The sequence below is a fragment of the Paraburkholderia sp. SECH2 genome, from assembly GCF_030464795.1.
GTDB classification, from domain to species: Bacteria; Pseudomonadota; Gammaproteobacteria; order Burkholderiales; family Burkholderiaceae; genus Paraburkholderia; species Paraburkholderia aspalathi.
This window is the reverse complement of record NZ_JALPRH010000010.1, coordinates 126,988-153,650: the sequence shown is the minus strand read 5'-3', so window position 1 is coordinate 153,650 and position 26,663 is coordinate 126,988. Positions and strand designations below refer to the sequence as shown.

Annotated in this window: 19 protein-coding genes; 10 read left to right on the top strand and 9 right to left on the bottom strand. The window is 63.0% G+C overall.

Annotation, left to right across the window (positions count from 1 at the left end):
- Window positions 1-171: 171 nt before the first annotated feature.
- Both nth and rsxB read right to left on the bottom strand, forming a co-directional pair.
- Window positions 172-816, bottom strand: a complete 645-nt coding sequence (nth, locus tag M0D66_RS18735) for an endonuclease III (RefSeq protein ID WP_093639394.1) — start codon at window positions 814-816, stop codon at window positions 172-174.
- A gap of 20 nt (window positions 817-836) precedes the next feature.
- The gene (gene rsxB / locus M0D66_RS18730) at window positions 837-1,697 is read right to left on the bottom strand and encodes an electron transport complex subunit RsxB (protein WP_266211102.1); all 861 of its coding nucleotides are present in this window, start codon (window positions 1,695-1,697) and stop codon (window positions 837-839) included.
- 385 nt (window positions 1,698-2,082) lie between these two features.
- Here rsxB and M0D66_RS18725 point away from each other — a divergent pair, with 385 nt between their 5' ends.
- A complete protein-coding gene (locus M0D66_RS18725) occupies window positions 2,083-2,715 on the top strand; it encodes a TetR/AcrR family transcriptional regulator (RefSeq protein WP_093639400.1) in 633 nt (210 codons plus the stop codon).
- A 119-nt stretch (window positions 2,716-2,834) separates the two neighbouring features.
- Here M0D66_RS18725 and M0D66_RS18720 read toward each other — a convergent pair whose 3' ends face one another.
- Window positions 2,835-4,112, bottom strand: a complete 1,278-nt coding sequence (locus M0D66_RS18720) for a polyhydroxyalkanoate depolymerase (protein WP_093639403.1) — start codon at window positions 4,110-4,112, stop codon at window positions 2,835-2,837.
- A 179-nt stretch (window positions 4,113-4,291) separates the two neighbouring features.
- On the bottom strand, window positions 4,292-6,172 hold the full coding sequence (locus tag M0D66_RS18715) for a glycoside hydrolase family 15 protein (RefSeq protein ID WP_093639406.1): 1,881 nt from the start codon (window positions 6,170-6,172) through the stop codon (window positions 4,292-4,294).
- Between the two features lie 228 nt (window positions 6,173-6,400).
- Between M0D66_RS18715 and M0D66_RS18710 the strand changes: the two genes are divergently transcribed.
- Complete coding sequence (locus tag M0D66_RS18710) at window positions 6,401-6,646, top strand: hypothetical protein (protein ID WP_054035019.1); 246 nt, start codon at window positions 6,401-6,403, stop codon at window positions 6,644-6,646.
- A gap of 258 nt (window positions 6,647-6,904) precedes the next feature.
- Here M0D66_RS18710 and M0D66_RS18705 read toward each other — a convergent pair whose 3' ends face one another.
- Window positions 6,905-7,057, bottom strand: coding sequence for a DUF3096 domain-containing protein (locus M0D66_RS18705; RefSeq protein WP_007175701.1), 153 nt, complete (start codon window positions 7,055-7,057; stop codon window positions 6,905-6,907).
- 242 nt (window positions 7,058-7,299) lie between these two features.
- On the opposite strand from M0D66_RS18705, the gene M0D66_RS18700 reads away from it, so the two are divergent.
- Window positions 7,300-8,595, top strand: a complete 1,296-nt coding sequence (locus M0D66_RS18700; RefSeq protein ID WP_200651593.1) for a lactonase family protein — start codon at window positions 7,300-7,302, stop codon at window positions 8,593-8,595.
- Window positions 8,596-8,712: 117 nt separating this feature from the next.
- Here M0D66_RS18700 and M0D66_RS18695 read toward each other — a convergent pair whose 3' ends face one another.
- Both M0D66_RS18695 and M0D66_RS18690 read right to left on the bottom strand, forming a co-directional pair.
- A complete protein-coding gene (locus M0D66_RS18695; RefSeq protein WP_200651594.1) occupies window positions 8,713-12,459 on the bottom strand; it encodes a DNA translocase FtsK in 3,747 nt (1,248 codons plus the stop codon).
- Window positions 12,460-12,721: 262 nt separating this feature from the next.
- Window positions 12,722-13,261: an META domain-containing protein gene (locus M0D66_RS18690; protein ID WP_200651595.1), complete on the bottom strand. Its 540-nt coding sequence runs from the start codon at window positions 13,259-13,261 to the stop codon at window positions 12,722-12,724.
- A 183-nt stretch (window positions 13,262-13,444) separates the two neighbouring features.
- On the opposite strand from M0D66_RS18690, the gene purT reads away from it, so the two are divergent.
- From purT to M0D66_RS18660, 6 genes are all read left to right on the top strand, one after another.
- Window positions 13,445-14,659, top strand: a complete 1,215-nt coding sequence (purT, locus tag M0D66_RS18685) for a formate-dependent phosphoribosylglycinamide formyltransferase (RefSeq protein ID WP_200651596.1) — start codon at window positions 13,445-13,447, stop codon at window positions 14,657-14,659.
- Between the two features lie 129 nt (window positions 14,660-14,788).
- Window positions 14,789-15,001 carry a DUF6726 family protein gene (locus tag M0D66_RS18680; protein WP_093639421.1) on the top strand — a complete coding sequence of 71 codons (213 nt, stop codon included), beginning with the start codon at window positions 14,789-14,791 and terminating at the stop codon, window positions 14,999-15,001.
- A 115-nt stretch (window positions 15,002-15,116) separates the two neighbouring features.
- Window positions 15,117-15,485: an MliC family protein gene (locus M0D66_RS18675; protein ID WP_093639424.1), complete on the top strand. Its 369-nt coding sequence runs from the start codon at window positions 15,117-15,119 to the stop codon at window positions 15,483-15,485.
- Window positions 15,486-15,768: 283 nt separating this feature from the next.
- Window positions 15,769-17,421 (top strand): acetolactate synthase large subunit, encoded by a 1,653-nt coding sequence (locus M0D66_RS18670; protein ID WP_093639430.1) that lies wholly within the window; start codon window positions 15,769-15,771, stop codon window positions 17,419-17,421.
- Window positions 17,422-17,506: 85 nt separating this feature from the next.
- Window positions 17,507-18,943, top strand: coding sequence for an aldehyde dehydrogenase family protein (locus M0D66_RS18665; protein WP_093639434.1), 1,437 nt, complete (start codon window positions 17,507-17,509; stop codon window positions 18,941-18,943).
- Window positions 18,944-19,319: 376 nt separating this feature from the next.
- Window positions 19,320-20,807 (top strand): DEAD/DEAH box helicase, encoded by a 1,488-nt coding sequence (locus tag M0D66_RS18660; RefSeq protein ID WP_200564412.1) that lies wholly within the window; start codon window positions 19,320-19,322, stop codon window positions 20,805-20,807.
- A gap of 106 nt (window positions 20,808-20,913) precedes the next feature.
- Here M0D66_RS18660 and gluQRS read toward each other — a convergent pair whose 3' ends face one another.
- Entirely contained in the window at window positions 20,914-21,798 is an 885-nt protein-coding gene (gene gluQRS / locus M0D66_RS18655) for a tRNA glutamyl-Q(34) synthetase GluQRS (protein WP_200651597.1), read from the bottom strand.
- Between the two features lie 130 nt (window positions 21,799-21,928).
- Window positions 21,929-22,792: a sulfurtransferase gene (locus M0D66_RS18650; protein ID WP_200651598.1), complete on the bottom strand. Its 864-nt coding sequence runs from the start codon at window positions 22,790-22,792 to the stop codon at window positions 21,929-21,931.
- Window positions 22,793-23,062: 270 nt separating this feature from the next.
- On the opposite strand from M0D66_RS18650, the gene dnaE reads away from it, so the two are divergent.
- Window positions 23,063-26,638: a DNA polymerase III subunit alpha gene (gene dnaE / locus M0D66_RS18645; protein WP_200619785.1), complete on the top strand. Its 3,576-nt coding sequence runs from the start codon at window positions 23,063-23,065 to the stop codon at window positions 26,636-26,638.
- Window positions 26,639-26,663: the final 25 nt, after the last annotated feature.

The window sequence follows — 26,663 nt, the reverse complement described above, 5'->3', positions numbered from 1 at the left end:
TTTACGCCGAGGCAGGGCGGCTTGCTGGCGGCGCGTCAGTGGACCGGAGCGCAGCGGAGGCCGCGGGCGCGCTGAGTGCGAGCCGCCGTACGCGCCGGACAAACGCGCGGCGGCGATGCGGCGTTCGCTCGTCTGGTCGTCCGCTCATCCGCTCGCCGAACGGTTCCGCCCTCAAAGATCCGGCGGCGGTGTCTTGGGCCGGAATTCGCAGAGCGGCTCGATCGCGCAGTGCCAGCATTCCGGACGGCGCGCTTTGCATACGTAACGGCCATGCAGGATCAGCCAATGGTGGGCGTCCTGCTTGAACTCGGCGGGCGTGAATTTCTCCAGCGCCACTTCAACCGCGCGCACGTCTTTGCCAGGTGCGAGGCCGGTTCGATTCGCAACCCGAAAGATATGTGTATCGACAGCGATGGTCGGATGACCGAACGCCGTGTTCAGGATCACGTTCGCCGTTTTTCGGCCGACCCCCGGCAAGCTCTCGAGCGCTTCACGATCTTCCGGTACTTCGCCGCCGTACTGGTCGAGCAGAATGCGGCAGGTTGCGATCACATTCTTCGCTTTGGTCCGATAGAGGCCAATCGTCTTGATGTAGCCGGTCACCCCTTCTTCGCCGAGATCGAAGACCTTCTGCGGTGTGTTCGCGACCGGGAACATCTTGCGCATTGCCTTGTTCACCGACACGTCGGTAGCTTGCGCCGACAGTAGTACGGCAATCAGCAGTTCGAACGGTGTGGTGTACTCGAGCTCGGTCGTGGGATGCGGGTTGAGACTCTGAAGCGTCTCGTAGATGGCGCGGCGTTTGTTCGCGTTCATGCGCGGCGTGGAGTTAGAGGTTAGCGCTTCGTTGGCGGAAATTCTGTGTTACCCGGGGTGTTACCCCCGGAGTTACCCGCGGTGTTGTCCGCAGCGAGTCCGAGACGGCGGCGGCGTGCTTCGGCGGCGTCGATCTGTGCCTGCACGTCGGCGCTGACGCGCTCGGTGTTCTGCGGACCTTGGCCCTTGGCGGCCAACTCTTCTTTCTTCTGGCGTGCACGCTCGAGCGCGGCCTGGATGATCGCGCGTTTCTTCGCTTCGGCGGAGTCCGCTGCGGGTGCGGCGGGCGTTGCCGCAGCACCGGTTTCCATCACCTGAGCAGGCGCGCTGCTGACCGCTCGCCGCGCTGCAGCACGCGCCTCGGCCGCTTCGCGTTCGCGTGCGAGACGGGCTTCACGCCGGTTGTGACGCTCGCGCGCGGCGTCAGCCTGGCTCTGGCTCCATGCGTCCCAGCCGGTTGCTTCACCGGTGACCGGTGGCATCGCAATGCAGTCGACCGGGCAGGGCGGCACGCACAGGTCACAACCGGTACAGAGCTCGGCGATCACCGTGTGCATCTGTTTCGGTGCACCAACTATTGCATCGACCGGACAAGCCTGCATGCACAGCGTGCAGCCGATGCAAACTTGTTCGTCGATAACCGCCAACGGGCGCGGCCGTTCGACGCCGTTGGCGGAATTGAGCGGGATCACCGGCTTGCCGAGCAGTGCGGCGAGGCGCGCGATGCCTTCGGCGCCACCCGGCGGGCACTGATTGTAGTTAGCCTCGCCATGGGCGACGGCTTCGGCATACGGACGGCATGCGGGATAACCGCACTTCGTGCATTGCGTTTGGGGTAGCAGATCTTCGATGCGATCTGCGAGTGTTCTGGAATCGGTCACGGTCACGACGTTGGGGCTTGCCTCGTGGCCGCACAGTTTGCCGAGCGCGGGTTAGGGAAAACACGCGGCAGACCGGGGCAACACAAAAGCGCTGCGAAAGCGGGCAAACACGCGTCAATATAGGCAAATACAGACACGAATAGAGGCGCGAATTTGTGCAACTAAGGCTGCAACTAAGCGCAAGCGCTGGGCTTGAACTAAATAGCACATTATCGCCGATTTCCCCAATTGCCATCCGCAATCCATGTGCCATAATCGAAGCGCTTTTTCGAAAGACCGCAGAAGGGTGTTCCCCCAACCAGCCCGTTCAGTGCTGTCGGTGCAAGGCCCGAGGAGAGGCCGGCGGCGCGATCCGGATAACGCGGCTCACGAAGACGATGCCACCATGAATCAGCCGAAAATCAAAAGAGATCCTGAAGGCACGCGGCGCCGCATTCTGCTTGCGGCGGCCGAAGAGTTTGCAAATGGAGGGTTGTTCGGCGCACGCGTCGATCAGATCGCCCGCCGCGCGGAAACTAATGAACGCATGCTCTATTACTACTTCGGTAGCAAGGAGCAGCTTTTCACGGCTGTACTCGAGCACGCATTTAGCGCGCTCAATGAAGCGGAGCGAACGCTCGAACTGAACGGTATCGCACCCGTCGAGGCTGTTACGCGTCTCGCGCATTTTGTTTGGGATTACTACCGCGATCATCCCGAGTTGCTGCGTCTCGTCAACAACGAGAATCTGCATGAGGCACGCTACATGCAGAAGTCGACGCGCATCCGCGAAATGATCTCACCGATCGTCGCCACGCTCGGCAGCATTCTGGAGCGGGGTCAACGCGCGGGCTTGTTTCGCACCAATGTCGATCCATTGCGCTTTTACGTGACGCTGTCCGGCATGGGCTACTACATCGTGTCGAACCGCTTCACGCTTGAAGCAACTCTTGGTCGCGATTTCAGCAGTGCGAGTGAGCGCAGCGAAGTCGTCCAGATGAACACCGAGTTGCTGCTGGCGTATCTGTTGCGGAAGTAAGCCGCAACGCGGCCGCGCATCGACGGCATAAGAAGCGACAAGAAAGCAGCAAAAGAAGCACCAGAAACGACAACGGCCTCTGAAGAAGAGGCCGTTGCTTATCTCTGCGTGCGGGGTGCTCAGGCTTCGACTTTTTCCTTCGCTACCTTCGGCGCCTTGTTGTGCTCGAGGATGAAGTCGCGCAACTGCGGATAGATGATGGTGCGCCAGCGGCGGCCCGAGAAAATGCCGTAGTGGCCGCATTTTTCCGCGGTGAAGTGGCGCTTGTTCTTCTCCGGAATGCCGCTGCACAACCCTTGCGCGGCGAACGTCTGACCGTCGCCGGAGATATCGTCCAGCTCGCCTTCGATCGTGAAGAGCGCGGTCTTCGTGATGTCCTGCGGGCGTACACGTTCGCCGGCGACATCCCACGTACCTTCGGCCAGACTGAATTCCTGGAACACCACGCGGATCGTGTCGAGGTAATAGTCCGCGTCCATGTCGAGCACAGCGTTGTACTCGTCGTAGAAGCGGCGATGTGCTTCCGCGTCGTCTTCGTCGCCGCGCAGCAGGCTCTGGTAGAAGTCCCAGTGCGAGGCTGCATGGCGCTCAGGATTCATTGCCACGAAGCCGGTGTGCTGCAGGAAGCCCGGGTAAACCTTGCGGCCCACGCCCGGATAGTTCGGCGGCACCGTGAAGATCACGTTGTTTTCGAACCATTCGTACGAGTGCTGCGTGGCGAGCGAGTTGACCGAGGTCGGGCTCTTACGCGCGTCGATCGGGCCGCCCATCATGGTCATGGTGCGCGGCGTGTCTTCGCCGCGGCTCGCCATCAGCGAAATGGCGGCGAGCACCGGAACGGTAGGCTGGCAGACCGAGATCACGTGCAGATTCTTCGCGCCGATGTGGCGGATGAATTCCTGGATGTAGGCGATGTAATCGTCGAGATGAAACTCGCCTTCTTCGAGCGGCACCATGCGTGCATCGATCCAGTCGGTCAGGTAGACCTTGTGGTCTTGCAACAACGTGCGCACGGTATCGCGCAGGAGCGTAGCGTGGTGGCCTGACAACGGTGCGCACACCAGCACGACCGGCTCATCTTTCAATTGGGTAACAGCGTCGCTGTCGTCCGCGAAACGCTTGAAGCGCATCAGGCGGCAAAACGGTTTTTCGATGATCGTTTGTTCGATGATCGGAATGTTATGACCGTCTTTGACAATCTGATGAAGGTTGAACTCAGGCTTTTCGTAATCTTTGCCAAGCCGGTAGAGCAGTTCGTAACCGGCCGAGAGGCGTGTGGCACCGGGCACATAGGCTAGCGGGCTGGCGGGATTCGCGAACGATTTCGACGCGGCCTGGGCCCAGGCGGTGAGGGGGCTCAACATCGCCCGCTGGAATTCGTGCAATTGGTAGAGCATGGGTGCTCCGTTTAAGCGGTTCGCATGGGGCTTGGCAAACACGCGTGTGGCGTTGCGGCAGGCCGTATTGGTTGTAGGCGCATTGATTTTCGGCCAACAGTCTGCTGGATCATACTGAACAAAGCGTACTTGTGCAATGCAGCAATTTGCGCGCGGGCTGCGCGCAAACTGTCATTAAATCATGGTACTGACGATGCTGCCGCGCCGCTATCGGGGGTTGCCGCAGCCTCAAGTTCCTCAGCCAGCGTGCCGATATGGGGCGGCTGCCCGGTGGCCTGAGCCATGGCCTGTTCGTGCTTCATCAGGTTCAAACCGGTGTGCACCAGCGCCACATGGGAAAATGCTTGCGGAAAATTACCGACCAGGCGTTTCGCTGCCGGATCGTACTCTTCCGCCAGCAAACCGACGTCATTGCAGAGGCCGAGCAGCCGTTCGTACATCGCGACGGCTTCGTCGATGCGGCCTTGCAGCGCCAGGTTGTCCACCATCCAGAATGAGCACGCGAGGAAGGTGCCTTCGCCGGGCGGCAGACCGTCGTCGTATTCCGTGGTGCGGTAGCGCATCACGAAGCCGTCGTGCATCAGATCTTTTTCGATCGCGGACACAGTGCCTTTGACGCGCGGATCCGTCGGTGGGAGGAAGCCGACCAGCGGCATCAGTAGCACGCTCGCATCGAGCTGATCGCTGCCATAAGATTGGGAGAACGCGTTGAGCGCCGGATTCCACGCCTTCGCGCAGACTTCCGCGTGGATTGTCGCCCGGGTTGCGCGCCATTCATCGAGCGGGCCTTCCAGCTTGAACATTTCGGCGGAGCGGATGGCGCGGTCGTAGGCGACCCACGCCATCACCTTGGAGAAGGTGAAGTGCTGGCGGCCGCCGCGCGTTTCCCAGATGCCTTCGTCCGGCTCTTGCCAGATCGTGTCGAGATGGGTGAGCAACGCGCGCTGCACGTTCCATGCGGTGTCGTCCGCTTGCAAGCCGCCGACGCGTGCGAGATGCAGCGCGTTCATCACTTCGCCGTAGACGTCGAGCTGGCGCTGCCCGACCGCGTTGTTGCCGATCCGCACGGGTTTGGCGTCCTGATAACCCGGCAGCCAGTCGATTTCGAATTCGGGCAGGCGCCGTTCGCCGGCGATCCCGTACATGATCTGCAATTGATCCGGCGCGCCGGCCATCACGCGGCCGAGCCAGCTGCGCCAGGCGCGCGCTTCGTCGTAATAGCCGCCGCGCATCATCGCGAGCAGCGTAATGGTGGCGTCGCGCAGCCAGCAATAGCGGTAGTCCCAGTTGCGCGTACCGCCCAACTGTTCCGGCAGCGACGTGGTGGGCGCGGCGACGATGCCGCCGGTCGGCTCGTACGCCAGCGCCTTCAATGTAATCAGCGAGCGGCGGATCTGCGCGGCCCATTTGCCTTCGACGGTGCTGCGCGACGACCATTCGAGCCAATGGTTCTCGGTACGGGCGAGCGACGTGTGCGGATCGCGTCCGGGCGGAATGCGCAGGTGCGAAGCCGCATAGGCCAGTGAAAACGGCACGCGCTCGCCTTCGCTCACGGTGAACTCCGCGACCGTCTTCATGTTCTCGCCGCGCAACTCAACTGGCGTGCGCAGCACAGCGGTGTCCGGGCCGACGATCGCTTTGATGCCGCTGTCGTGCTTCAGGCGGTCCACCCACGGAATCGAAAAGCCATAGTCGAAGCGCAGCACCAGTTCCATCTGCATGCGCACCGTGCCGCGTTTGCCGACGACGATCCGCACCATCTCCGACCAGCCATTGCCCGGCGGCATGAAGTCGATCAGCGTGACCGCGCCTTCGGGCGTTTCGAAATCGGTTTCCAGGACCAGCGTCTCGCCGCGATACCGGCGTGTGATCGTGGGCGGCGTATCGGAGACTGGCGAAATCAGCCAGCGGCCATTGTCGGGCGTGCCGAGCAGGGCGGCGAAGCACGCGCCGGAGTCGAAGCGCGGCCAGCAGAGCCAGTCGACCGAACCCTCGCGGGAGACGAGCGCGGCCGTGTGGCCGTCGCCGATAAGCGCATAGTCTTCGATGAGTGCGGGCATGGGGGAGGGTGTCTGTTTTAGGCGAGGCGAAGGCCGCCTCGCTGGGGGTCATTGTGTTACCGGACTCGCGCGATGCGTTTTGGTTCAGCGCGCAATGCGGCAAAACGCGAGTTGGTAATTGTCAAATCACTGCCTACAATCAGATTTCAAGCCGACGCCCGGAGCCCTCCGGATCATGCAGCGGCCTTGCCCTGGCGAATGCAGACGCCGCTTTCGAGGATCCAAGCAATGCTGAACCCGTCGAAATCCGATTGCATCACAATTCTCTCCGCCGCCAGCGAACTCGCTGACGATTCGATGTTGCCGCTCGAACATGGCCGGTTGGGCCTGAGCCGCAACGGCATGCTGGCTGCGGCGGCCTTTCTGATCGAACGGGCCTGCTTCCGCCGTCATCAGGAAGGTGACGGCCATTATGCCGTCGGCGGATTGTCGTTGCAGGGGCGTTTGCGGCTGGATCAGCTTTCGAACGGCTGATCGTTTCTCCATTTCTCTGTTGCGCGGGCTCGCTTCATGCGGGCAGTCCGCTGTTGTCTTGCATCTGGCGCCTGGCGTCCGATGCGAATCTGTCGCGTACGTACCGCTTCGCTGTGCCACGTGTTGCATTGCGGTAGCCGCCATCAGTACGCGTGCCCTATCCCGCACCAGTCCCCCTTTCGTGCGAGACATCGCCGGGCCGGCACTGCGCCCGGTCGTGCGTCCCTTCTTGCAGCTTCCGTGGCTGACTGTTGCCGCCTAGAAGTGCGACGACCCCACGCCGAAGATCCCAATGATGCCGATGATGATCAGATAGAGCGCGACGATGTAGTTCAACAGGCGCGGCATGACAAGAATCAGAATACCGGCGATCAACGAAACCAGCGGGCCCAGGCTGAGTGTGACGTTCATGAAAACTCCGTAGTGTGGGATGGGTGAGACGCGGTTGAAAAAACGTCCCGTCAGGCGGGACAATTGTTACTCATGCGCCGGCAGGCCAGTCAACTGAACGCGGCCTGGCCTACGTGGCCCGCCGGATTCGCTGCATGATCCGACGCAACGCTTTTATACTTGCCTCGATAAAACAATTCGACCGACGGCGCGGCAGACCAGAGACACCATTACAACCGGATAACTGATGTCCAGGAGGTCATATGCTTCGTAGTCACCGTGCCGTTGTGCGTGCCGTCTCAAGCGCTCCTTTGCCTTCTGCTGCTCGATCCACCTCATGGCGCGGCGGCCGGCTAGTTCCTCTAAGCTCCGCCCGCTCGATAATAAAAGGTTTCGTGCTCATGGTCTCGATTGTTGCTTCGCATGCGTTTGCGCAAGATTCCGGCCCGGCTCCCGCCGATGGCGTCTATGACATGCTGGTCGGCACTTACACGGGGGGCAAGAGCGAAGGGATATACGTCTATCGCTTCGATACGAAGACGGGCGAAGCGACCCGCGTGTCGGTCGCGCAGACGGTCAATCCGTCGTATCTGGTGGTGAGCCGTGACCGGCGCTTCGTCTATGCGGTCAACGAATTGCCCGGCGACAACGGCCCGGCCACCCAACGCGGCGGCATCAGCGCGTTTCGCTTCGATGCCGCGAGCGGCCAGCTGAGCTTTCTCAACAAGGTCTCGGCGGACGGCAATGACCCGTGCTATCTGAGCCTGTCGCCGGACGGCAAATATCTGCTGACCGCGAACTACTCGGTGGCGGCCGATCCGGGCGGCAGCTTCGCGGTGTTCCCATTGCAGGCGGACGGCCAGGTGGGCGCGTCGGTGCTCACCGTCCACCATGAAGGCGGCGGTCCGGTGAAGGGTCGTCAGGACAACTCGCACGTTCACTCCACCGTGTTCTCGCCGGACGGTCACTATCTGTTCGCTCAGGACCTGGGCGCCGACAAGCTGTACTCGTACCGCTACACGCCGGACGGCAGCCGCGGCCTGTTCGGCCCGACCGATTGGCGCTACACGCAGGAGAAAGCGGGCACGGGCCCGCGTCACCTGGTGTTCGGCGCGGACGGCAAGCATGCGTATCTGACGAGCGAACTGGCCGCTACGGTTAGTACCTTCAACTACGCCGACGGCAAGCTCACGCAAGTGCAAACGAGTTCGCTGATCGAGCCCGGCTTCAAGGGCGCGGTAGGCGCCGCGGCCATTCATCTGTCGCCGGACGGACGCTTCCTGTACACCACCAATCGCGGCGATGCGAACGAGATCGTGATCTTCTCGGTCGATCCGACCAACGGTCATCTGAAGAAGATTGGGCACCAGTCGAGCCTCGGCAAGTCGCCGCGCGAATTCGCGATCGACCCGACCGGCAACTGGTTGATCGTCGGCAATCAGAACAGCGGCACGGTGTATGTGTTCAAGCGCGATCAGCAGAGCGGATTGCTTGAAGCGGATCCGAAGCGTATCGAGATCGATTCGCCGGTGGACTTCAAGCTGGTGTCGCCGTCTTGAGGTGGGGGCGCTGGTGATCTGAATATCGCGCGTTGAATAAAAAACGGGTCGCTTCGAGCGACCCGTTTTTTTGTCTGGCTTGTGTTGGTTGCGTTGGCGGCTACCGGCCCGTGCCGTTTATTCCGCCGGTCCCGGCGCGAGCACTTCACGGCTGCCGTTGATGCCCATCGCGGACACCAGGCCCGCCGTCTCCATCTGCTCGACGAGGCGCGCCGCGCGGTTATAACCGATGCGCAATTGCCGCTGCACCGACGAGATCGACGCGCGCCGCGTGCGCACCACGAAGGCAACGGCTTCGTCGTAAAGCGGATCGGCTTCGGCATCCGGCGTGTCGCCGAACAGATCGGGCGACGCACCTTCGGTGGCCGGGCCATCGAGAATGCCTTCCTCGTATTGCGGTTCACCGAACTGCTTCAGATACTCGACGATCCGGTGCACTTCCTCGTCGGCGACGAACGCGCCGTGCACGCGCTGCGGGTAGCCCGTGCCTGGCGGCAGGAACAGCATGTCGCCCTGGCCGAGCAGCGATTCGGCGCCCATCTGATCGAGGATCGTGCGCGAGTCGATCTTCGACGACACCTGGAACGCCACGCGCGTCGGAATGTTCGCCTTGATGAGGCCGGTGATCACGTCCACCGACGGACGCTGCGTCGCCAGAATCAGGTGAATGCCGGCGGCGCGCGCCTTCTGCGCGAGGCGTGCGATCAGCTCTTCGATCTTCTTGCCGGCGACCATCATCAGGTCGGCCAACTCGTCGATCACGACGACGATCAGCGGCAGCGGCGCGAGCGGTTCGGGTGCATCCGGGGTCAGCGAGAACGGGTTGCCGAGCTTCTTGCCCTTGGCTTCCGTATCGCGGATCTTCTGATTGAAGCCGGCCAGGTTGCGCACGCCGACTGCGGACATCAGACGGTAGCGCTTTTCCATTTCGCCGACACACCAGTTCAGCGCATTGGCGGCCAGCTTCATGTCGGTGACGACCGGCGCGAGCAGATGCGGAATGCCTTCGTACACCGACAGTTCCAGCATCTTCGGATCGATCATGATGAGCCGCACTTCTTCGGGCGTCGCCTTGTAAAGCAGCGAGCAGATCATCGCGTTGATCGCCACCGATTTGCCCGAACCCGTTGTGCCCGCAACCAGCATGTGCGGCGCCTTCGCGAGATCGGCGACCACCGGATGGCCGGTGATGTCCTTGCCCATCGCCAGCGTCAATTGCGAATGCGAGTTCTGGTAGACGTTGGCTTCGAGGATTTCGGACAGGCGGATCGTTTGCCGCTTGGCGTTCGGCAACTCGAGACCCATGCAGGTCTTGCCGGGAATCGTCTCGACCACACGAATCGACGTGAGGCCGAGGCCGCGTGACAAGTCCTTCATCAGGCCGACGATCTGACTGCCGCGCACGCCGAGCGCGGGCTCGACTTCGAAGCGCGTGATGACCGGGCCGGCCGAATGGCCGACCACCGTGACCGGCACCTTGAATTCCTGCAGACGTTGCTCGATCAGCAGGCCGGTTTCGATGAGTTTTTCTTCCGAAACGGGTTCGACGTCGGTGTCGGCGCGTGCGAGCAGATCGAGCGTCGGCAATTCCACCATCGATGCTGCGGGTGCGTGGAATTCGAAACCGTTGGCGGGGGTGTGGCCGCGCAGCGGTGTGCGCTGGATTGTGGGTTCGGTGGGTTCTGCGAGCTCTGCGGATTCCGCAGGGTCGGTGCGTTCGGTCGAGGGTTCGTCGACGATGGTGGCCGAGGTCGCTGATGCTGCCTGAGCCGCGAAGCCAGGGAAACGAACCACGTTCGACGTGTGCGATACGGCGCTTTGCGGCTCTACTGCCGCAACGATGGCCGAAGCGTCCGAAGCGGCTGACGAGTTCAAATCGTCGGCAACGTCAACTGTTTCCAACGCGTCCGATACATCCGATAGGGCAGGGGTGTCCGTCTTTTCCACATCGACTGGAGCGACAGCATCGATTCGGGTTTCCCAGGGCGCGAGCGGTTTATCGATGACGACTTCGGCAATCGGCGCGGGCGTCGCAGTGTGCGCTTGCGTCGGTTCGTCTTCGACGAGTGGTGACACGTCCGTTTGCGTGTCGCTGGCTTCCAGTTGGGCTGCGAAGATTTGAAACGGCGTGGGCGTGGGCGTGGGCACCGGCGCTTCATGCTGCGTGGCTGGTGTGTGTGCCGCAACCAACGGCGCCTGGATAACCGGCGGTTCAATCGGCCATTGCACGACGGGCTCGGTATCTTCCTCGAGCGGCGCTTCAGAAGCGGCTTCGATTCGCGGCGTTTCGACGGGTGATTGCGTCGCTGTGTGGTGGTCCGGCGCGGCCTCGACTGCGTCCTGCAAAGGCGCGCTGACATCCGGCACCGCAGCGATTTCAACATTGCTCGCATGTGAAGACGAAGCTACGTCCGATTGCCCAGCCTCGAGCGTCGGCTCGGCACCCGTCGGAGCGTCCGGAGTCGTAGTGACGACCGCATTTTCCGCGCTGCTGCGCGCGAGGCTGACGCCGGCGATGTCGGTCCAGCGCGCGGCGTTTTCCGCGATGCTGCGAAGGGTTTCCTGGACGCTGGCGGGCGGCGTTACCTTCTGTGCGGTCGCCATCGGCCGGGTATAACTCGGGGCCGGCGTGCTGAAAGAAGCCGGACTCCGCGTTGCCTGCGTAGGCGCGGCGTTGGTGTCTGCGCGCGGAGCAGGCGAGAACGGCTGCTGGGCAGTGGTGGAGCGACTTCCCGAGGATCCTGCATTGGCGGCTGAGCTCGGCATCGTCGACGGACGGCCTTCGCCAGCCGAGGCGTTCATCGCCGAACCGGCTGCCGAACCCGACGCCATCCGTGCTGCCGCCGTGATAGGTGCCGCTTGCGCTGCAGCGGCCTGCGCGGCGACCGCTCCCGCGAAACCGGCCGTACCCGCCGCCCCCGAGCCGGCGCCCGACGATCCCACCGGACGTTGCTCTCCAGCAGAACGTCGACCAACCTGCGATGCGCCATCACGAGCCGGAGTCGCTGCCGATCCTGATCCCGCTGTCGAACCAGCAGCAGATGCGGGCGCACGCGGCGCCGTTGCCGATTCACGCAACCATCCGGCCGGCGCGACCGGTTCAGCCGGCATCCATGCGCTCCGGTCCGCGTTCTGCAAGGGTGTCGGCGTCGTCGGCTGCATCGGCACTTGCCTTGGTGCCTGGCGCGGTGGCGTCGCGGCGGACGTGCGCAGCACCGGCTCTGCCTGCGTGGGCTGACTACGCGGCTTCACTACGCCGGCACGCCAGTTCGCCCCGGCGCCACGTGCAGCCGCGTCCCTGGCCGCAGCGGCACCAGCCGCACCGGCAGCCGTCGCTGCGCTGCGGCCGTTCGCCGGCGGCCGCCAGACGGTCGGGCGCGCATAACGTCCATTGCTTTTGGGCGCCATCGTATTGGTCGATGTCGACATGTGCGACGGCAAACCGTCATCCACGCTGCGATGGCGGCGCGCTTCCTCGTCGCGCCTGGCGAGGCCGCGTGACAGGCCGAGGCCGAATGCACCGTCGGCCCATACGGCGACGTCGCGCCAGCGGAAATCGATCAGCCAGGGCAGGCTGATCAGGAGCAGGGCAAGCGCCGCGAGCGGCGTGCCGATATGGCCGAGCAGATGACCGAAGCCCGCCGCCAGCGCGTGGCCGAAGCCATTCGCGCCGGCCACGCCGATCAGCGACGCCTCCAGCGTGCAGCTTGCCACCAGGACGCAGACGAAGCCGAGCCAAAGGCGGATCGTGCCGGGGCCGCGCAAGCCTGCGCCGCCCGGCAGCACCGACTTCACGAGGCGCCAGAAAAGAGGAATGAACCAGACGGCCGACCCGCCGAACCAGCCGAAAACTACCGTGTGCATACTAGACATCAACGAATGACGGACGCGCAAGAACGCAATCCGTCGAGTTTAACCGGCGAAGCCCGATGCTTCGAAGGCAGACGCAAGTATGCTTGCGTCAAATGGGAAAGCAGGCCGGCGTGCGGCCCGCCGTCGGTGAAAAACAACGGCTGCTACGGCAACGTGTGCGCGCCATGCGGACCGTGTCGACCGCAAGCGCAAATCCGCTTGCCGGTCCGCCCGGCGGTCCACCGGCCGAACCGCTCAATGGTAAGCGTACCGATTACTTGGCGCTGCGGTCGAACGTGAGCGTGTCGCCGTTATCGAGCACCAGTTGCATCTGCTGCGGCGCGCGCATCTGCACGCCGGTACGGTCGATGTGGTTCAGCGCGTCGAGATACGGAGCTTCGATCTGCCCGCCCGGCGTCGCGCATGCCATGCGCGTGCCGCCTAGGGTGCCGAAGCTGAGCTTGCCGTCTTTCAGCGCATACGAGCCCATGTAACGATTGCAGCCGGAAAAGCCGCTGGCGTGGCGCTGGCCTTTGTCGGTAGAGAGCACGAGCGTGATCGGCGCGCCCTGATCCGCGGTCGGAATCGCGCGGGCCGTGCCGTCGGCCTGTTTCCAGCCGCTGAGCACCCAACTGGTGTCGTCGAGCAACTGGGTGGCGGCCGGGTTGAACGGATCGGGCGGTGTGGCTTCCGAGTCGGGATGCTTCGGCATGGCGCACGCGCTGCATAGCGCGGCGACGCTCAACGCGGCGATGGCCGTGCGCGCATAGGGGATGAAGCGCGCAACACCTCGCGCGGAGGAGCTTTGGAGCATGACGTCGTTCCTCTTCAAACTGGCGAAGGCGTAAGGGTAACGCACTCGGCATGCCGCACGCGAGCGCGGCGTCGACGCAGCGGGTGCGGTGCGGGTTACGGTGCGGGGTGCGCATCGGGGGACGCATGTTAACATCGTGTTCTACTCAATCCCACCCTCATCCGACTTTTATCTGGAGACCCCATGCAGATCGGCCAACGGATCGGCACACCCCTTTCTGAATCCGCCACGCGCGTTATGCTGCTCGGCGCCGGCGAGCTCGGCAAGGAAGTGATCATCGCGCTGCAACGGCTGGGCGTCGAAGTGATCGCCGTCGACCGTTATCCGAATGCGCCGGGTCATCAGGTCGCGCATCGCTCGCACGTGATCGACATGACCGACCGCGCCGCCTTGCGCGCGCTGGTCGAACAGGAGCGCCCGCACCTGATCGTCCCCGAGATCGAAGCTATCGCAACCGACGCACTCGCCGCCATCGAAACCGACGGCCTCGCCGAGGTAATCCCGACCGCGCGCGCCACCCAACTCACGATGAACCGCGAAGGCATCCGCCGTCTGGCCGCTGAAGAGCTCGGTCTGCCGACCTCGCCGTACGCGTTCGCCGATTCACTCGAGGAACTGCGCGCGGGCATCGCCAAAGTCGGCTATCCGTGCGTCGTTAAGCCGGTGATGTCGTCGTCGGGCAAGGGGCAGTCGGTGCTGAAGAGCGATGCGGATGTAGAAACCGCCTGGGAATATGCGATGGCGGGTGGCCGCGTGAATCACGGCCGGGTGATCGTCGAAGGTTTTATCGACTTCGAATACGAAATCACGCAACTCACCGTGCGCGCGATCGATCCGGCGAGCGGCGAAGTCAGCACGTATTTCTGCGACCCGATCGGCCACGTGCAGGTGGCGGGCGACTACGTCGAATCGTGGCAGCCGCAGCCGATGAGCCCGCTCGCGCTGGAACGTTCGCGCGAAGTGGCGCACAAGGTCACTGCGGCATTGGGTGGCAGAGGTCTGTTCGGTGTGGAACTTTTCGTCCGCGGCGATGACGTATGGTTCTCGGAAGTGAGTCCGCGTCCGCACGATACCGGTCTGGTCACGCTGTGCTCGCAACGCTTCTCGGAGTTCGAACTGCACGCGCGCGCGATTCTCGGTTTGCCGGTGGATACGTCGCTGCGGGCGCCTGGTGCGTCGGCGGTGATTTACGGCGGGCTGGACGAAACGGCGATCGCTTTCGAAGGCGTCGCGGCGGCGTTGGCCGTGCCGAATGCGGATTTGCGGCTCTTCGGCAAGCCGGAGAGCTTCGTCAAGCGCCGTATGGGCGTGGCGTTGGCCACTGGCGAGACGACCGACGAAGCACGCTCGCGCGCGAAACAGGCCGCGGCGGCGGTGCGGCCGGTTTCCACGAAGTAAGGCGCGTTAAAGCGCTGCCTTGCGGCGCTGCAGCGTGTCGATGTGCCGTGAAGTGGAGTACCCGCGCGCTGCGCAAACCCGCCGCGCGCGAAACCCGACTCATTGAAGTTCGTTGAAGTAGAGGTACGTATGCCCCTGGAAACCCGCAAGAACGTGCGGTCTGGAAGGTTCGGCCGTCTCGGCGCACTGGGTGTGATACTCGCGCTGTGTGCAGGGATGACAGGGTGCGGCCTCGCCGCTGCGCCGTGCCGGGTGGCGTCGGCGGGACTGAAGATCGTGCCGCTGGTCGGGCACGTTGCCGCCGCGCCGACCGACGCTTGCGCCGACGTGATCGATCCATAAGCGATCCACGATCGGTTCGCGAAGGGCTCATGAGCGTTCGTTCCGGGCGCGCAACACAGCCGCAGCGCAAGGCGTGCCGTCCGTGCTTGATGTGCAACAACAATCGAGGCTTCGAATGAAGAAATGGCTTGTTGCAGTCACCGCGGCAGCGGGTCTTGCGGCGCTGTACGGCAATGCATGGGCCGCGCCATTGAACCTCGCCGACATTCAGGCGAGGAATCGCCAGACGCACAAATACACCTGCGCGACCGGCAAGATTCTGCAGGTGACCTACTGGAACACGGCGAACGGCCAGAGCTTCGCGCTCGTGCCCGTCAAGGGCCAGCAACTGCTGTTCGTCAATACGATCTCCGCTTCCGGCGCGAAGTATCAGGCCGGCAGCTACACCTGGTGGACCAAGGGCCCGCGCGCCGACCTGTACGACGCGACGGATGGCGAAAACGCCCCGCCGATGCTGTCCGACTGCGTCACCATCAATCGCTGAGCATGATGCGGCGTCTTTCTTCAGACACGCCGCCTGCCGCGCCTTACGTTTGTACCTGCCTTGCGGCGCTGCCCGCCTGCGCACATCCTTTCCGTTCGAGTAGTAAGCTGTCCGGCATGGCATCCGCTGTGCCCGCTGTCATTGCTGTCGGCTGTGTCGTCTCTGTCGCCGTTATGTCAGGCTGCGCTTGGCTCGCGCGGCTGTCGTCGTCTTCGATCGTCCGATATTGGACTTCAACGGGCGGGCTCATGGCCCGCGTCCGTTTCATCAAGCGAGACCCTCCATGAAAGCATCGGACCTGTTCGTCAAATCGCTGGAAGCCGAAGGTGTCGAGTACGTGTTCGGCATCCCGGGTGAAGAAAATCTCGATCTCCTCGAATCGCTGCGCCGCTCGAAAATTCGTCTGATTCTTACGCGTCACGAGCAGGCGGCCGGTTTCATGGCCGCCACATATGGACGCCTCACCGGACGCACCGGTGTGTGTCTGGCCACCCTCGGACCGGGCGCGACCAACTTCGTGACCGCTGCCGCATACGCGCAGTTAGGCGGCATGCCAATGCTGATGGTGACCGGGCAAAAGCCGATCAAATCCAGCAAGCAGGGGCATTTTCAGATCGTCGACGTGGTGCGGATGATGGAGCCGCTCACCAAGTACACGCGGCAGATCGTGTCGATCGCCAACATTCCGGCCGCGGTGCGCGAAGCGGTCCGTCAGGCCGAGGAAGAGCGGCCGGGCGCTACGCACCTCGAATTGCCTGAAGACGTCGCGCACGAAGAAGGCGACGGCCATCCGATTCCGAAGAGCTTCAGCCGCCGCCCCGTTGCCGAAGAAAAGGCCGTGGCGCGCGCGGTCGAAGCGATCACGAAGGCGAAACATCCCTTGCTGATGATCGGCGCGGGCGGCAACCGCAAGACCACCACCAAGATGTTGCGTGAATTCGTCGACCAGATCGGCATTCCGTTCTTTACGACGCAGATGGGCAAGGGTGTGATCGACGAGTCGCACCCGATGTGGCTAGGCAACGCCACCTTGTCCGACGGTGACTTCGTGCACCGCGCGATCGACCACGCGGATTGCATCATCAATGTCGGCCACGACGTGATCGAGAAGCCGCCGTTTTTCATGCGCAGCGGCGACGCCGGCGAGAAGACGGTGATTCACGTCAACTTTCTCGGCGCGGAAGTCGACACGGTGTATTTCCCGCAGATCGAGGTGGTCGGCGATATCGCCAACGCGGTGTGGCAGCTCAAGGAAAGCCTCAAGGAGCGTCAGGAACACTGGGATTTCACGCGCTTCAAGGAGATCAAGCAGCACTTCGAGGAGCATCTGGTCAAAGGCCAGCACGACGACCGTTTCCCGATGTACCCGGTGCGGATCGTCAACGACGTCTACGAGACCACGCCGGTGGACGGCATCGTGTGTCTGGACAACGGCATGTACAAGATCTGGTTCGCGCGCTACTACCGCGCACACGAGCCGAATTCGCTGCTGCTCGATAACGCGTTGGCGTCGATGGGCGCCGGCCTGCCGTCGGCGATCGCGACCAAGATCGTGCATCCGGACCGCAAGGTCATGGCGGTGTGCGGCGACGGCGGCTTCATGATGAATTCGCAGGAACTGGAAACGGCAGTGCGTCTGAAGCTCGATCTGGTGGTCCTGATTTTGCGCGACGACGCGTTCGGCATGATCCGCTGGAAGCAGGAAAACATGAACTTCCCGGACTACGGCATGACGCTGCGCAACCCGGATTTCGTCGCGTATGCAGAGAGTTACGGCGCGAAGGGGCATCGCATTGAATCGGCCGCGGAATTCGCGCCGCTGCTGCGCGAATGTTTTACGACGCCGGGCGTGCATGTGATCGATCTGCCGATCGACTACTCGGACAACGAACGTGTGCTGAATCGCGAGATCAAGCGGCTAAGCGCCCAACTATGAATGGTGCGGCCATGCTCGGCAACGGGGCCTAGCCCTTGGCCGGCTCTATGGCTGATGTCAGGCATTGGATCAAGGAGAACGCGTCATGTTGAACAAGACTTACCCGTACTACCTCGCCAACGTTGCGGTGGCCGCCAACACGGACCTCGAAGTCACGGATAAATTCAGCGGCGAAGTGGCGACCCGTGTGGCGATGGCGGACGCGGCGGCGATCGACAAAGCGATCGGCTATGCCGTCGACGCGATGCCGGCAATGCGCGCGTTCCCGCCATTCAAGCGCCAGGCCGTGCTCGAACATTGCGTGAAGCGGTTTCGCGAGCGTTACGACGAATTGGCGCTTGCGCTGTGTATCGAAGCCGGCAAGCCGATCAACGACTCGAAAGGCGAGGTCACGCGTCTGATCGACACGTTCAAGGTGGCGGCCGAAGAGTCGGTGCGCATCGACGGCGAGATCATCAATCTGGAGATTTCGCCGCGGGCGAAGGGCTATCACGGCTATGTGAAGCGTGTGCCGATCGGTCCGTGCTCGTTTATCTCGCCGTTCAATTTTCCGCTGAACCTGACTGCGCACAAGGTCGCGCCGGCGATCGCCGCAGGCGTGCCGTTCGTGTTGAAACCGGCGAGCCGCACGCCGGTCGGCGCGCTGATCATGGGCGAGATTCTGGCTGAAACCGACCTGCCGAAAGGTGCATTCTCGATTCTTCCCGCGCATCGCGACGGCGCCGATCTGTTCACCACCGATGAGCGTTTCAAGCTGCTGTCCTTCACCGGCTCGCCCGCGGTGGGCTGGGAACTGAAGAAAAAGGCCGGCAAGAAGAAGGTGATTCTGGAGCTGGGCGGCAACGCGGCGGCGATCGTCGACGGCGATCAGGGCGGCAAGCTCGACTACGTGGTCGACCGGCTGGCGTTCGGCGCGTTCTATCAGTCCGGGCAGAGTTGCATCGGCGTGCAGCGGATTCTGGTGCACGCGAAGATCTACGACGCCCTGCGCGAGAAGCTGATCGCGAAGACGAAGTCGCTGATCATGGGCGATCCGAAGGACGAAAAGACCTTTGTCGGGCCGATGATCTCCGAATCGGAGTCCAACCGTCTCGCCGGCTGGATGGAAAGCGCGGTGCAGGCGGGCGCGAAAATCGTCGCCGGCGGCAAGGTGGATGGCGCGATGTTCGAGGCCACGCTGCTCGAAGGCGTGAAGCGCGACACCGACCTCTATCGCAAGGAGGCCTTCGGCCCGGTGGCGATTCTGGAGCGTTTCGACGATTTCGACGCGGCGCTCGCTACTGTCAACGACAGCGACTTCGGCCTGCAAGCCGGCGTGTTCACTGATTCGCTCGCCCATGCGCATCGCGCGTGGGATCTGCTCGACGTGGGCGGCGTGGTGATCAACGACGTGCCGTCGTTCCGGGTCGACAACATGCCGTATGGCGGCGTGAAAGATTCAGGGCTCGGGCGCGAAGGCGTGCGCTACGCGATCGAGGATATGACCGAGATGCGCCTGATGGTGATGCGCGAGACGTGGTGACTGGCGGTGCGGCGGATCGGGTTTAGCCGGACTGTCATGCATCTGTCGCATGCGCGCACTACGCTGCCTGCGAAGCGTTCCGACCCTCGCAGGTCGCTTTCGGGGCCGGCACGGGCGGTCCGGCGAGCGGCTCGCCGCCCGGCTTTCGCCGTCGTAAGCAGAAAGCCGGCAGATGCGCCATGAGTGTTTTTGCTGAAGTGCTACAATACCGGCCTTTCCGGCGGGTGTTTCCGCCGGCCGGAGCCGGCCGCATTTTTCCCGTAATACTGACGGGTCCCGTGCGGAACGCCGTGGCTCCGCCTTCATCCTGATGCCCTCTGCGGTTCCGACCGCTGCCGCGCGCACCGCGCCAAGCGCATTTTTAGCGAAAGCCACCATGTCCGACACAGCCGTCACGCCCAGTACTGCGACTTTTGATCAATTCGGTCTCGCGCCCGACATCCTGAAAGCCGTCAAAGAATCGGGCTACACCATCCCTACGCCGATCCAGGAGCAGGCGATTCCCGTCGTGCTGGCCGGCCGGGACATGATGGGCGCCGCGCAAACCGGCACCGGCAAGACCGCGAGCTTCTCGCTGCCGATCATCCAGCGCTTGCTGCCGCAGGCCAGCACGAGTGCATCGCCCGCCCGCCATCCGGTGCGCGCGCTGATCCTCACGCCGACCCGCGAACTGGCCGACCAGGTGGCGGCGAACGTGCAGTCGTACGCGAAGCACACGGCGCTGCGCAGCGCAGTGGTGTTCGGCGGTGTCGACATGAATCCGCAGTCCGAGCAGCTGCGCCGCGGCGTCGAGATTCTGATCGCAACGCCAGGTCGTCTGCTCGATCACGTGCAACAGAAAACCGCCAATCTCGGTCAGGTGCAGATCCTCGTGCTCGACGAAGCCGACCGGATGCTCGACATGGGCTTCCTGCCGGATTTGCAGCGCATCCTGAACCTGCTGCCGAAGGAACGTCAGACGCTGCTGTTTTCGGCTACGTTCTCGGGCGAAATCAAGAAACTGGCCGCCACGTATCTGCGCGACCCGCAGACGATCGAAGTCGCGCGCAGCAATTCGACTGCAACCAATGTGACGCAGATCGTTTATGAAGTGGCCGAGGGCGACAAGACCGGCGCCGTCGTTAAGCTGATTCGCGACCGCGGCCTGAAGCAGGTAATCGTGTTCTGTAACAGCAAGATCGGCGCGAGCCGGCTGGCGCGGAGCCTGGAGCGCGACGGTGTGATCGCCACGGCGATTCACGGGGACCGGACGCAGAATGAGCGGATGCAGGCTCTGGATGCGTTCAAGCGTGGCGAGATCGAGGCCTTGGTGGCGACGGACGTCGCTGCGCGCGGTTTGGACATTGCCGAGCTGCCCGCCGTGATCAACTTCGATCTGCCGTTCAATGCGGAAGATTACGTGCACCGGATTGGCCGTACCGGGCGTGCCGGTGCTTCCGGCGACGCGCTGTCGCTGTGCAGCCCGAATGAGCGCAAGCAGCTTGCCGATATCGAGAAGCTGATCAAGCGGCCTTTGGAAGTGCAACACCTGACTGTCGATACGCCGGTGCGGCATCACCATGAAGACCGTCCGCCGCGGCGCGAGCGCGTGGATGGCCGTGCAGAGGGCCGTGACGAGCGCGGTGGTCGCCGGCGTTCGGGGGCTTCGTCCTCGGGATCGTTCGACCGGCCGCATCATCATCGTGCGCAGCCTGTGGATGATTTCTTCCTCAAGCCTTATGAGCCTTCGGCGGCTTCGGTGAGGAAGGTTGAGGAGGCGGCTGCGTCGTCTGCTGCGGCTCCGCAGAAGTCGACTTCCAAGCAGCCGTTGGCTGCGTTGCTCGGTGGGTTTGGGATGCCGAGGAAGTCGCCGTCGTCTACCTGATTGCTGGCTTTTTGCTTGGGTCTTGTTGTTTTTAGTGTTTGTTTTCTGAGCGGTTCACTGGCGCTGCCTCTATTCGGGGCGGCCGCTACGGTACGCCGCCATCACATCACACTCGCACGTTCGTGCGCTGTGCCCATGCTGCTGTCGCGGCAGCATAAAAACCCTCTAGCGTCGTATGCCTGGTCCCGTCTAGCTCAAGACCCAGATGATGCGCGGCTGCGTTCAGTGCTTCAAGCGGTTTGTCGTTGTCCAACGCGGTTGCGCCGTTCTGCTTGCTGAGTTTTTCGCCCTGATCGTTCGTGACCACCGGTACGTGCAGATACTCCGGGGTCGGCACGCCGAGGCAACGCTGCAGGTAGATCTGCCGCGCTGTTGAATCCATCAGGTCCGCGCCGCGCACGATGTGCGTAATCCCCGCGTCCGCATCGTCGACCACCACGGCCAGTTGGTATGCCCACTGATCGTCAGCGCGTCTCAGCACGAAGTCGCCGACCTCGGTGGCCAGGTTCTGCGTCTGCTTGCCCTGCCAGCGGTCCTCGAATGTGATCACCGCCGCGTCGCCGTCGGGGACGCGCAGGCGCCATGCGCGCGCCGGTTTGCCATGCAGGCCGCTGCGGCAGGTGCCGGGGTAGGCAAGCGTGGTGTTGCGTGCGTGGACATGCAGCAGCGAGTCGGCAATCTCTTTGCGCGTGCAGCCGCATGGATAGACCAGGCCGGCGGCCTTCAATTGCTCCAGGGCTTCCTGATAGCGCGCAATACGGTCGCTTTGCCAGACGGGTGGCTCGTCTGCGTGCATGCCGAAATGCTCGAGGGTCGACAGAATCTCCTCGGCCGCGCCTGGGACGGTGCGAGGCCCGTCGATGTCTTCAACGCGTACCAGCCACGCGCCGCCATGCGCGCGCGCGTCCAGCCAGCTTGCAAGCGCGCTCACCAGTGAGCCGAAGTGCAAGGGCCCGGTAGGCGATGGCGCGAAGCGTCCACGATAGGTCATGGGGTCGATGAGTGTGCTGATGCGCAAATACGGTGGACAGCTGAGGGACTCATGCTGCTCAGCCATGAATCCGTAGGGAGGCGGCGGGCCGCAACGTGCAGACGCCCGCCCGCAGCAACCGCCCGCAGCATCACGCGGCGTGCGCCGCCTTGCTGTCCGGATGGCATTCCGGACACGTCTTGCCTGCCACGTACATCGGCGATTTTTGCGCTTCGGGTGGCACCACCGCGCGGCAGCCGAAGCATTGCACGGTCGCGGTCGGCTCCAGTTGCGGATTCAGCGCGGTGCGGTAGTCGAATACGAAACAGTCGCCGTGATAGTGCGCGCCGCCGACTTCCTCGAAATACTTCAGGATGCCGCCTTCGAGCTGGTACACGTTCTCGATGCCGACTTCCTTCATGTGGATCGCCGCCTTCTCGCAGCGAATCCCGCCTGTGCAGAACGACACGACCGTCTTGCCTTCGAGGTCGGCGCGGTTTTGTTCGATGACTTCGGGAAACTCGCTGAATTTCGTAATGCGGTAGTCGAGCGCGTCGTCGAACGTGCCGACGTCCACCTCGAACGCATTGCGTGTGTCCAGCATCACGACGGGGCGGCCTTCGTCGTCATGGCCGCGGTCGAGCCAGCTTTTCAGCGTGGGGGCGTCGACAAACGGCGCGCGGCCAAGCTCCGGCCGGATGGCCGGCTTTTTCATCGTGATGATCTCGCGCTTGAGCTTGACCAGCATGCGGGTGAACGGCTGCTTGTCCGACAGGCTTTCCTTGAACTGCAGATTGACGAATTTGCCATCAAACAGCGCGTCGTGACGGATGTAGTCGATGAACGCGTCTGTGGCTTCGCGCGTGCCGGCCACGAACAGGTTGATGCCTTCCGGCGCCAGCAGGATGGTGCCGCGCAAGCCGAGCGTATTACAGCGCTCCGTAACGAACGGGCGCCATGCGGCGGTGTCTTCGATGGTCGCGAAATGATACGCGGCGAGATTGACGATACTCATGTGTGTCCAGCGGTAAGAAGTGGCGGCGCGGAAAACAGGGCGCATTGAACGCCCGCATTCAAACTCCATGCGGCGCGGCCACGTCGAAAAGGGCGAAACCCGTATTATCCCTCAAGCTGGCGCTTTGGCCGACTCGGCCGAATGGCCAACCCTTTGTGGCAGCGCAAATCGCCTGCACAACGCCGGTGTACGGTGCGCTCGCGTTTCTGTCCTAAGCCGAACGGCTGACGCGTGGTTTTGGCCTGAAAACTCCGGAAGGGTGGAGTTACAATGTCGCCCATGTCAGATCCCCGCTTCGTTCATCTTCGCGTCCACTCCGAATTCTCGATTGCCGACGGCATCGTGCGTCTTGACGACATCGTCAAGGCCGCCGCCAAAGACGGTCAGGGTGCGCTCGCCCTCACCGACCTCGGCAACGCGTTCGGTCTCGTCCGTTTCTACAAGGAAGCCCGCGGCAAAGGGGTCAAACCCATTGCCGGCTGCGACGTCTGGATCACCAATCCTGACGACCGCGAAAAGCCTTCCCGTTTGCTGCTGCTGGTCAAGAACCGGCGCGGCTATCTGAATCTGTGCGAGCTGCTCAGCAAGGCATCGCTCACAAACCAGTATCGCGGCCGCGCGGAAATCGAAGCCGGCTGGCTCGAATCAGGTCTGGGTGAGGGCCTGCTCGCGTTGTCGGGTGCGCAACAGGGCGACATTGCCCTCGCGCTTGCCGCCGGTAACGAAGAAGCGGCCAAACGCAATGCATTGCATTGGGCGAAGGTGTTCCCTGGCGGCTTCTATATCGAACTGCAACGGTGCGGTCAGCCGGGCGGCGAGCAGTACGTGCAGCAGGCGGTTGCGCTCGCGGCATCGCTGAAATTGCCGGTGGTGGCCACCCACCCCATGCAGTTCATGACGCCGGACGACTTCACCGCGCACGAAGCGCGCGTGTGTATTTCCGAAGGCGACATCCTGGCGAATCCGCGCCGCTCTAAGCGCTTTACGTCCGAGCAGTATTTCCGCACGCAGGAAGAAATGGCGGAGCTGTTCGCGGACTTGCCGTCGGCGCTCGCCAATAGTGTCGAAATCGCCAAGCGCTGCAACCTGACGCTTGAACTCGGCAAACCGAAGCTGCCGCTCTTCCCGACGCCCGACGGCATGTCGCTCGACGACTACCTCGTGCAATTGTCAAAAGAAGGCCTCGAAAAGCGTCTCGAACAGTTGTACCCGGATGCGCCCGAGCGCGAGGCGCAGCGCGAAACGTATTACCAGCGCCTCGAATTCGAGTGCGGCACGATCATCAAGATGGGCTTTCCGGGCTACTTCCTGATCGTTGCGGACTTTATCAACTGGGCCAAGAACAACGGCGTGCCGGTCGGTCCGGGCCGGGGCTCGGGTGCAGGTTCGCTGGTCGCGTATGCACTCGGCGTGACCGACCTCGATCCGCTGCGCTACAACCTGCTGTTCGAACGTTTTCTGAATCCGGAACGCGTGTCGATGCCCGACTTCGACATCGACTTCTGCCAGCACGGCCGCGACCGTGTCATTCAGTACGTGAAGGAAAAATATGGCGCGGACGCCGTGTCGCAGATCGCCACCTTCGGCACGATGGCGGCGAAAGCGGCGGTGCGCGACATCGGCCGCGTGCTCGATCTCGGCTATATGTTCACGGACGGCATCGCCAAGCTGATTCCGTTCAAGCCGGGCAAGCACGTCACCATCGCCGACGCGATGAAGGAAGAGCCGCTGTTGCAGGAGCGCTTCGATAACGAAGACGAAGTGCATCAGCTGCTCGAACTCGCGCAGCGCGTGGAAGGCCTTACGCGCAACGTCGGTATGCACGCCGGCGGCGTGTTGATCGCGCCCGGCAAGCTGACCGATTTCTGCCCGCTCTATACACAGGGCGACGAAAGCGGCGTCGTGAGCCAGTACGACAAGGATGACGTCGAAGCCGTCGGCCTCGTGAAGTTCGACTTTTTGGGCCTCACCACGCTGACCATTCTGGACTGGGCCGAGCGCTATATCCGCCGTCTCGATCCGTCGAAGAAAGACTGGTCGCTCGCGCAGGTGCCGCTCGACGACGCGGCGTCGTTCTCGATCCTGAAGAAAGCGAATACGGTCGCCGTGTTCCAGCTGGAAAGCCGCGGCATGCAAGGCATGCTGAAAGACGCGCAGCCTGACCGCTTCGAGGACATCATCGCGCTGGTGGCGTTGTATCGTCCTGGCCCAATGGATCTGATCCCGAGCTTCTGTGCACGTAAGCACGGCCGCGAAGTGGTGGAGTATCCGGATCCGCGCGTTGAATCTGTTCTGAAAGAGACCTACGGCATCATGGTCTACCAGGAGCAGGTGATGCAGATGGCGCAGATCATCGGCGGCTACTCGCTCGGTGGCGCCGACTTGCTGCGTCGCGCGATGGGTAAGAAGAAGGCCGAGGAAATGGCCGAGCACCGCGAGTTGTTCCGCCAGGGCGCCGCGAAGAACGGGCTGGCCGGCGAGAAAGCGGACGAAATCTTCGACTTGATGGAGAAGTTCGCGGGCTACGGCTTCAACAAGTCGCACGCGGCGGCGTATGCGCTGCTTGCGTACTACACCGCATGGCTGAAGGCGCACCATCCGGCGGAATTTATGGCGGCGAATATGTCGCTCGCCATGGACGACACGGACAAGGTCAAGATTCTGTTCGAGGACTGCCTCACGAACAAGATGGCCGTGTTGCCGCCGGACGTCAATCTGTCGGCGTACCGGTTCGAGCCGGTCGCGGAAGCGGACGGCAAGCGCTCGAAAACGATCCGCTACGGTCTCGGCGCGATCAAGGGCAGCGGCCAGAACGCGATCGAAGAAATCATCCGCGCGCGTGAAGAAGGCCCGTTCATCGACATCTTCGACTTCTGCAACCGGGTCGATCGCCGGATCGTCAATCGCCGCACGGTGGAAGCATTGATCCGCGCCGGTGCGTTCGACACGCTGCATGCGAATCGCGCACAGCTGATCGCCTCGGTCTCGCTGGCCATGGAAGCCGCCGAGCAGGCAAGCGCCAATGCGATGCAGGCGGGCCTGTTCGATATGGGCGACGCGCCGTCGCAAGGTCACGAACTGGTCGACGAGCCGGAGTGGCCGGAAAAGAAGAAGCTGCAGGAAGAGAAGGCCGCGCTCGGCTTCTACCTGTCGGGCCATCTGTTCGATGCCTACAAAGATGAAGTGCGCCGTTTCGTGCGTCAGAAGATCGGCGAATTGAAGGAAGGGCGCGACAAGCTAGTCGCTGGCGTGATCGCGTCGCTGCGCACGCAGATGACCCAGCGCGGCAAGATGTTGATCGCGCTGCTCGACGACGGCACCGGTCAATGCGAAGTGACTGTCTTCAACGAGACCTTTGAAGCGCACAAACAGCTGTTCAAGGAAGACGAATTACTGGTGGTGCAGGGCCAGGCGCGTAACGACGCATTCACCGGCGGCATCCGTTTCACGGTCGACACGGTGATGGACCTCGGCCGCGCGCGTTGCCGTTACGCGGAAGCCGTAAAGGTGCAAATGAACGGCAATGCGGACGCGTTGGCGTTGCGGCGCGTGCTCGAAGCGCATAGCGCGGGTAAAGACGAGCCGCAAGCTGCGCCGGCGCCGGCGGCGTCATCGCGCGGTGGCAATGGCGGCGGTGGTGGCCGCAACGGCGGCGGTTATGGCGGCGGTGGCCAGCGTCAGGCTGTGCAGATTCCGAACGGCCTCGCCGTGCAGGTGGTCTATCGCAGCGAAAACGCGCAAGGCGAAATGCGTCTGGGCGACGCGTGGCGCGTGAAGCCGACAGACGAACTGCTCGCGGCATTGCGCGGCGAGTTTGCCGGAAGCTCGATCGAAATCGTCTATTGATGTCTGGTTGGCCCGCGCGGTTGCG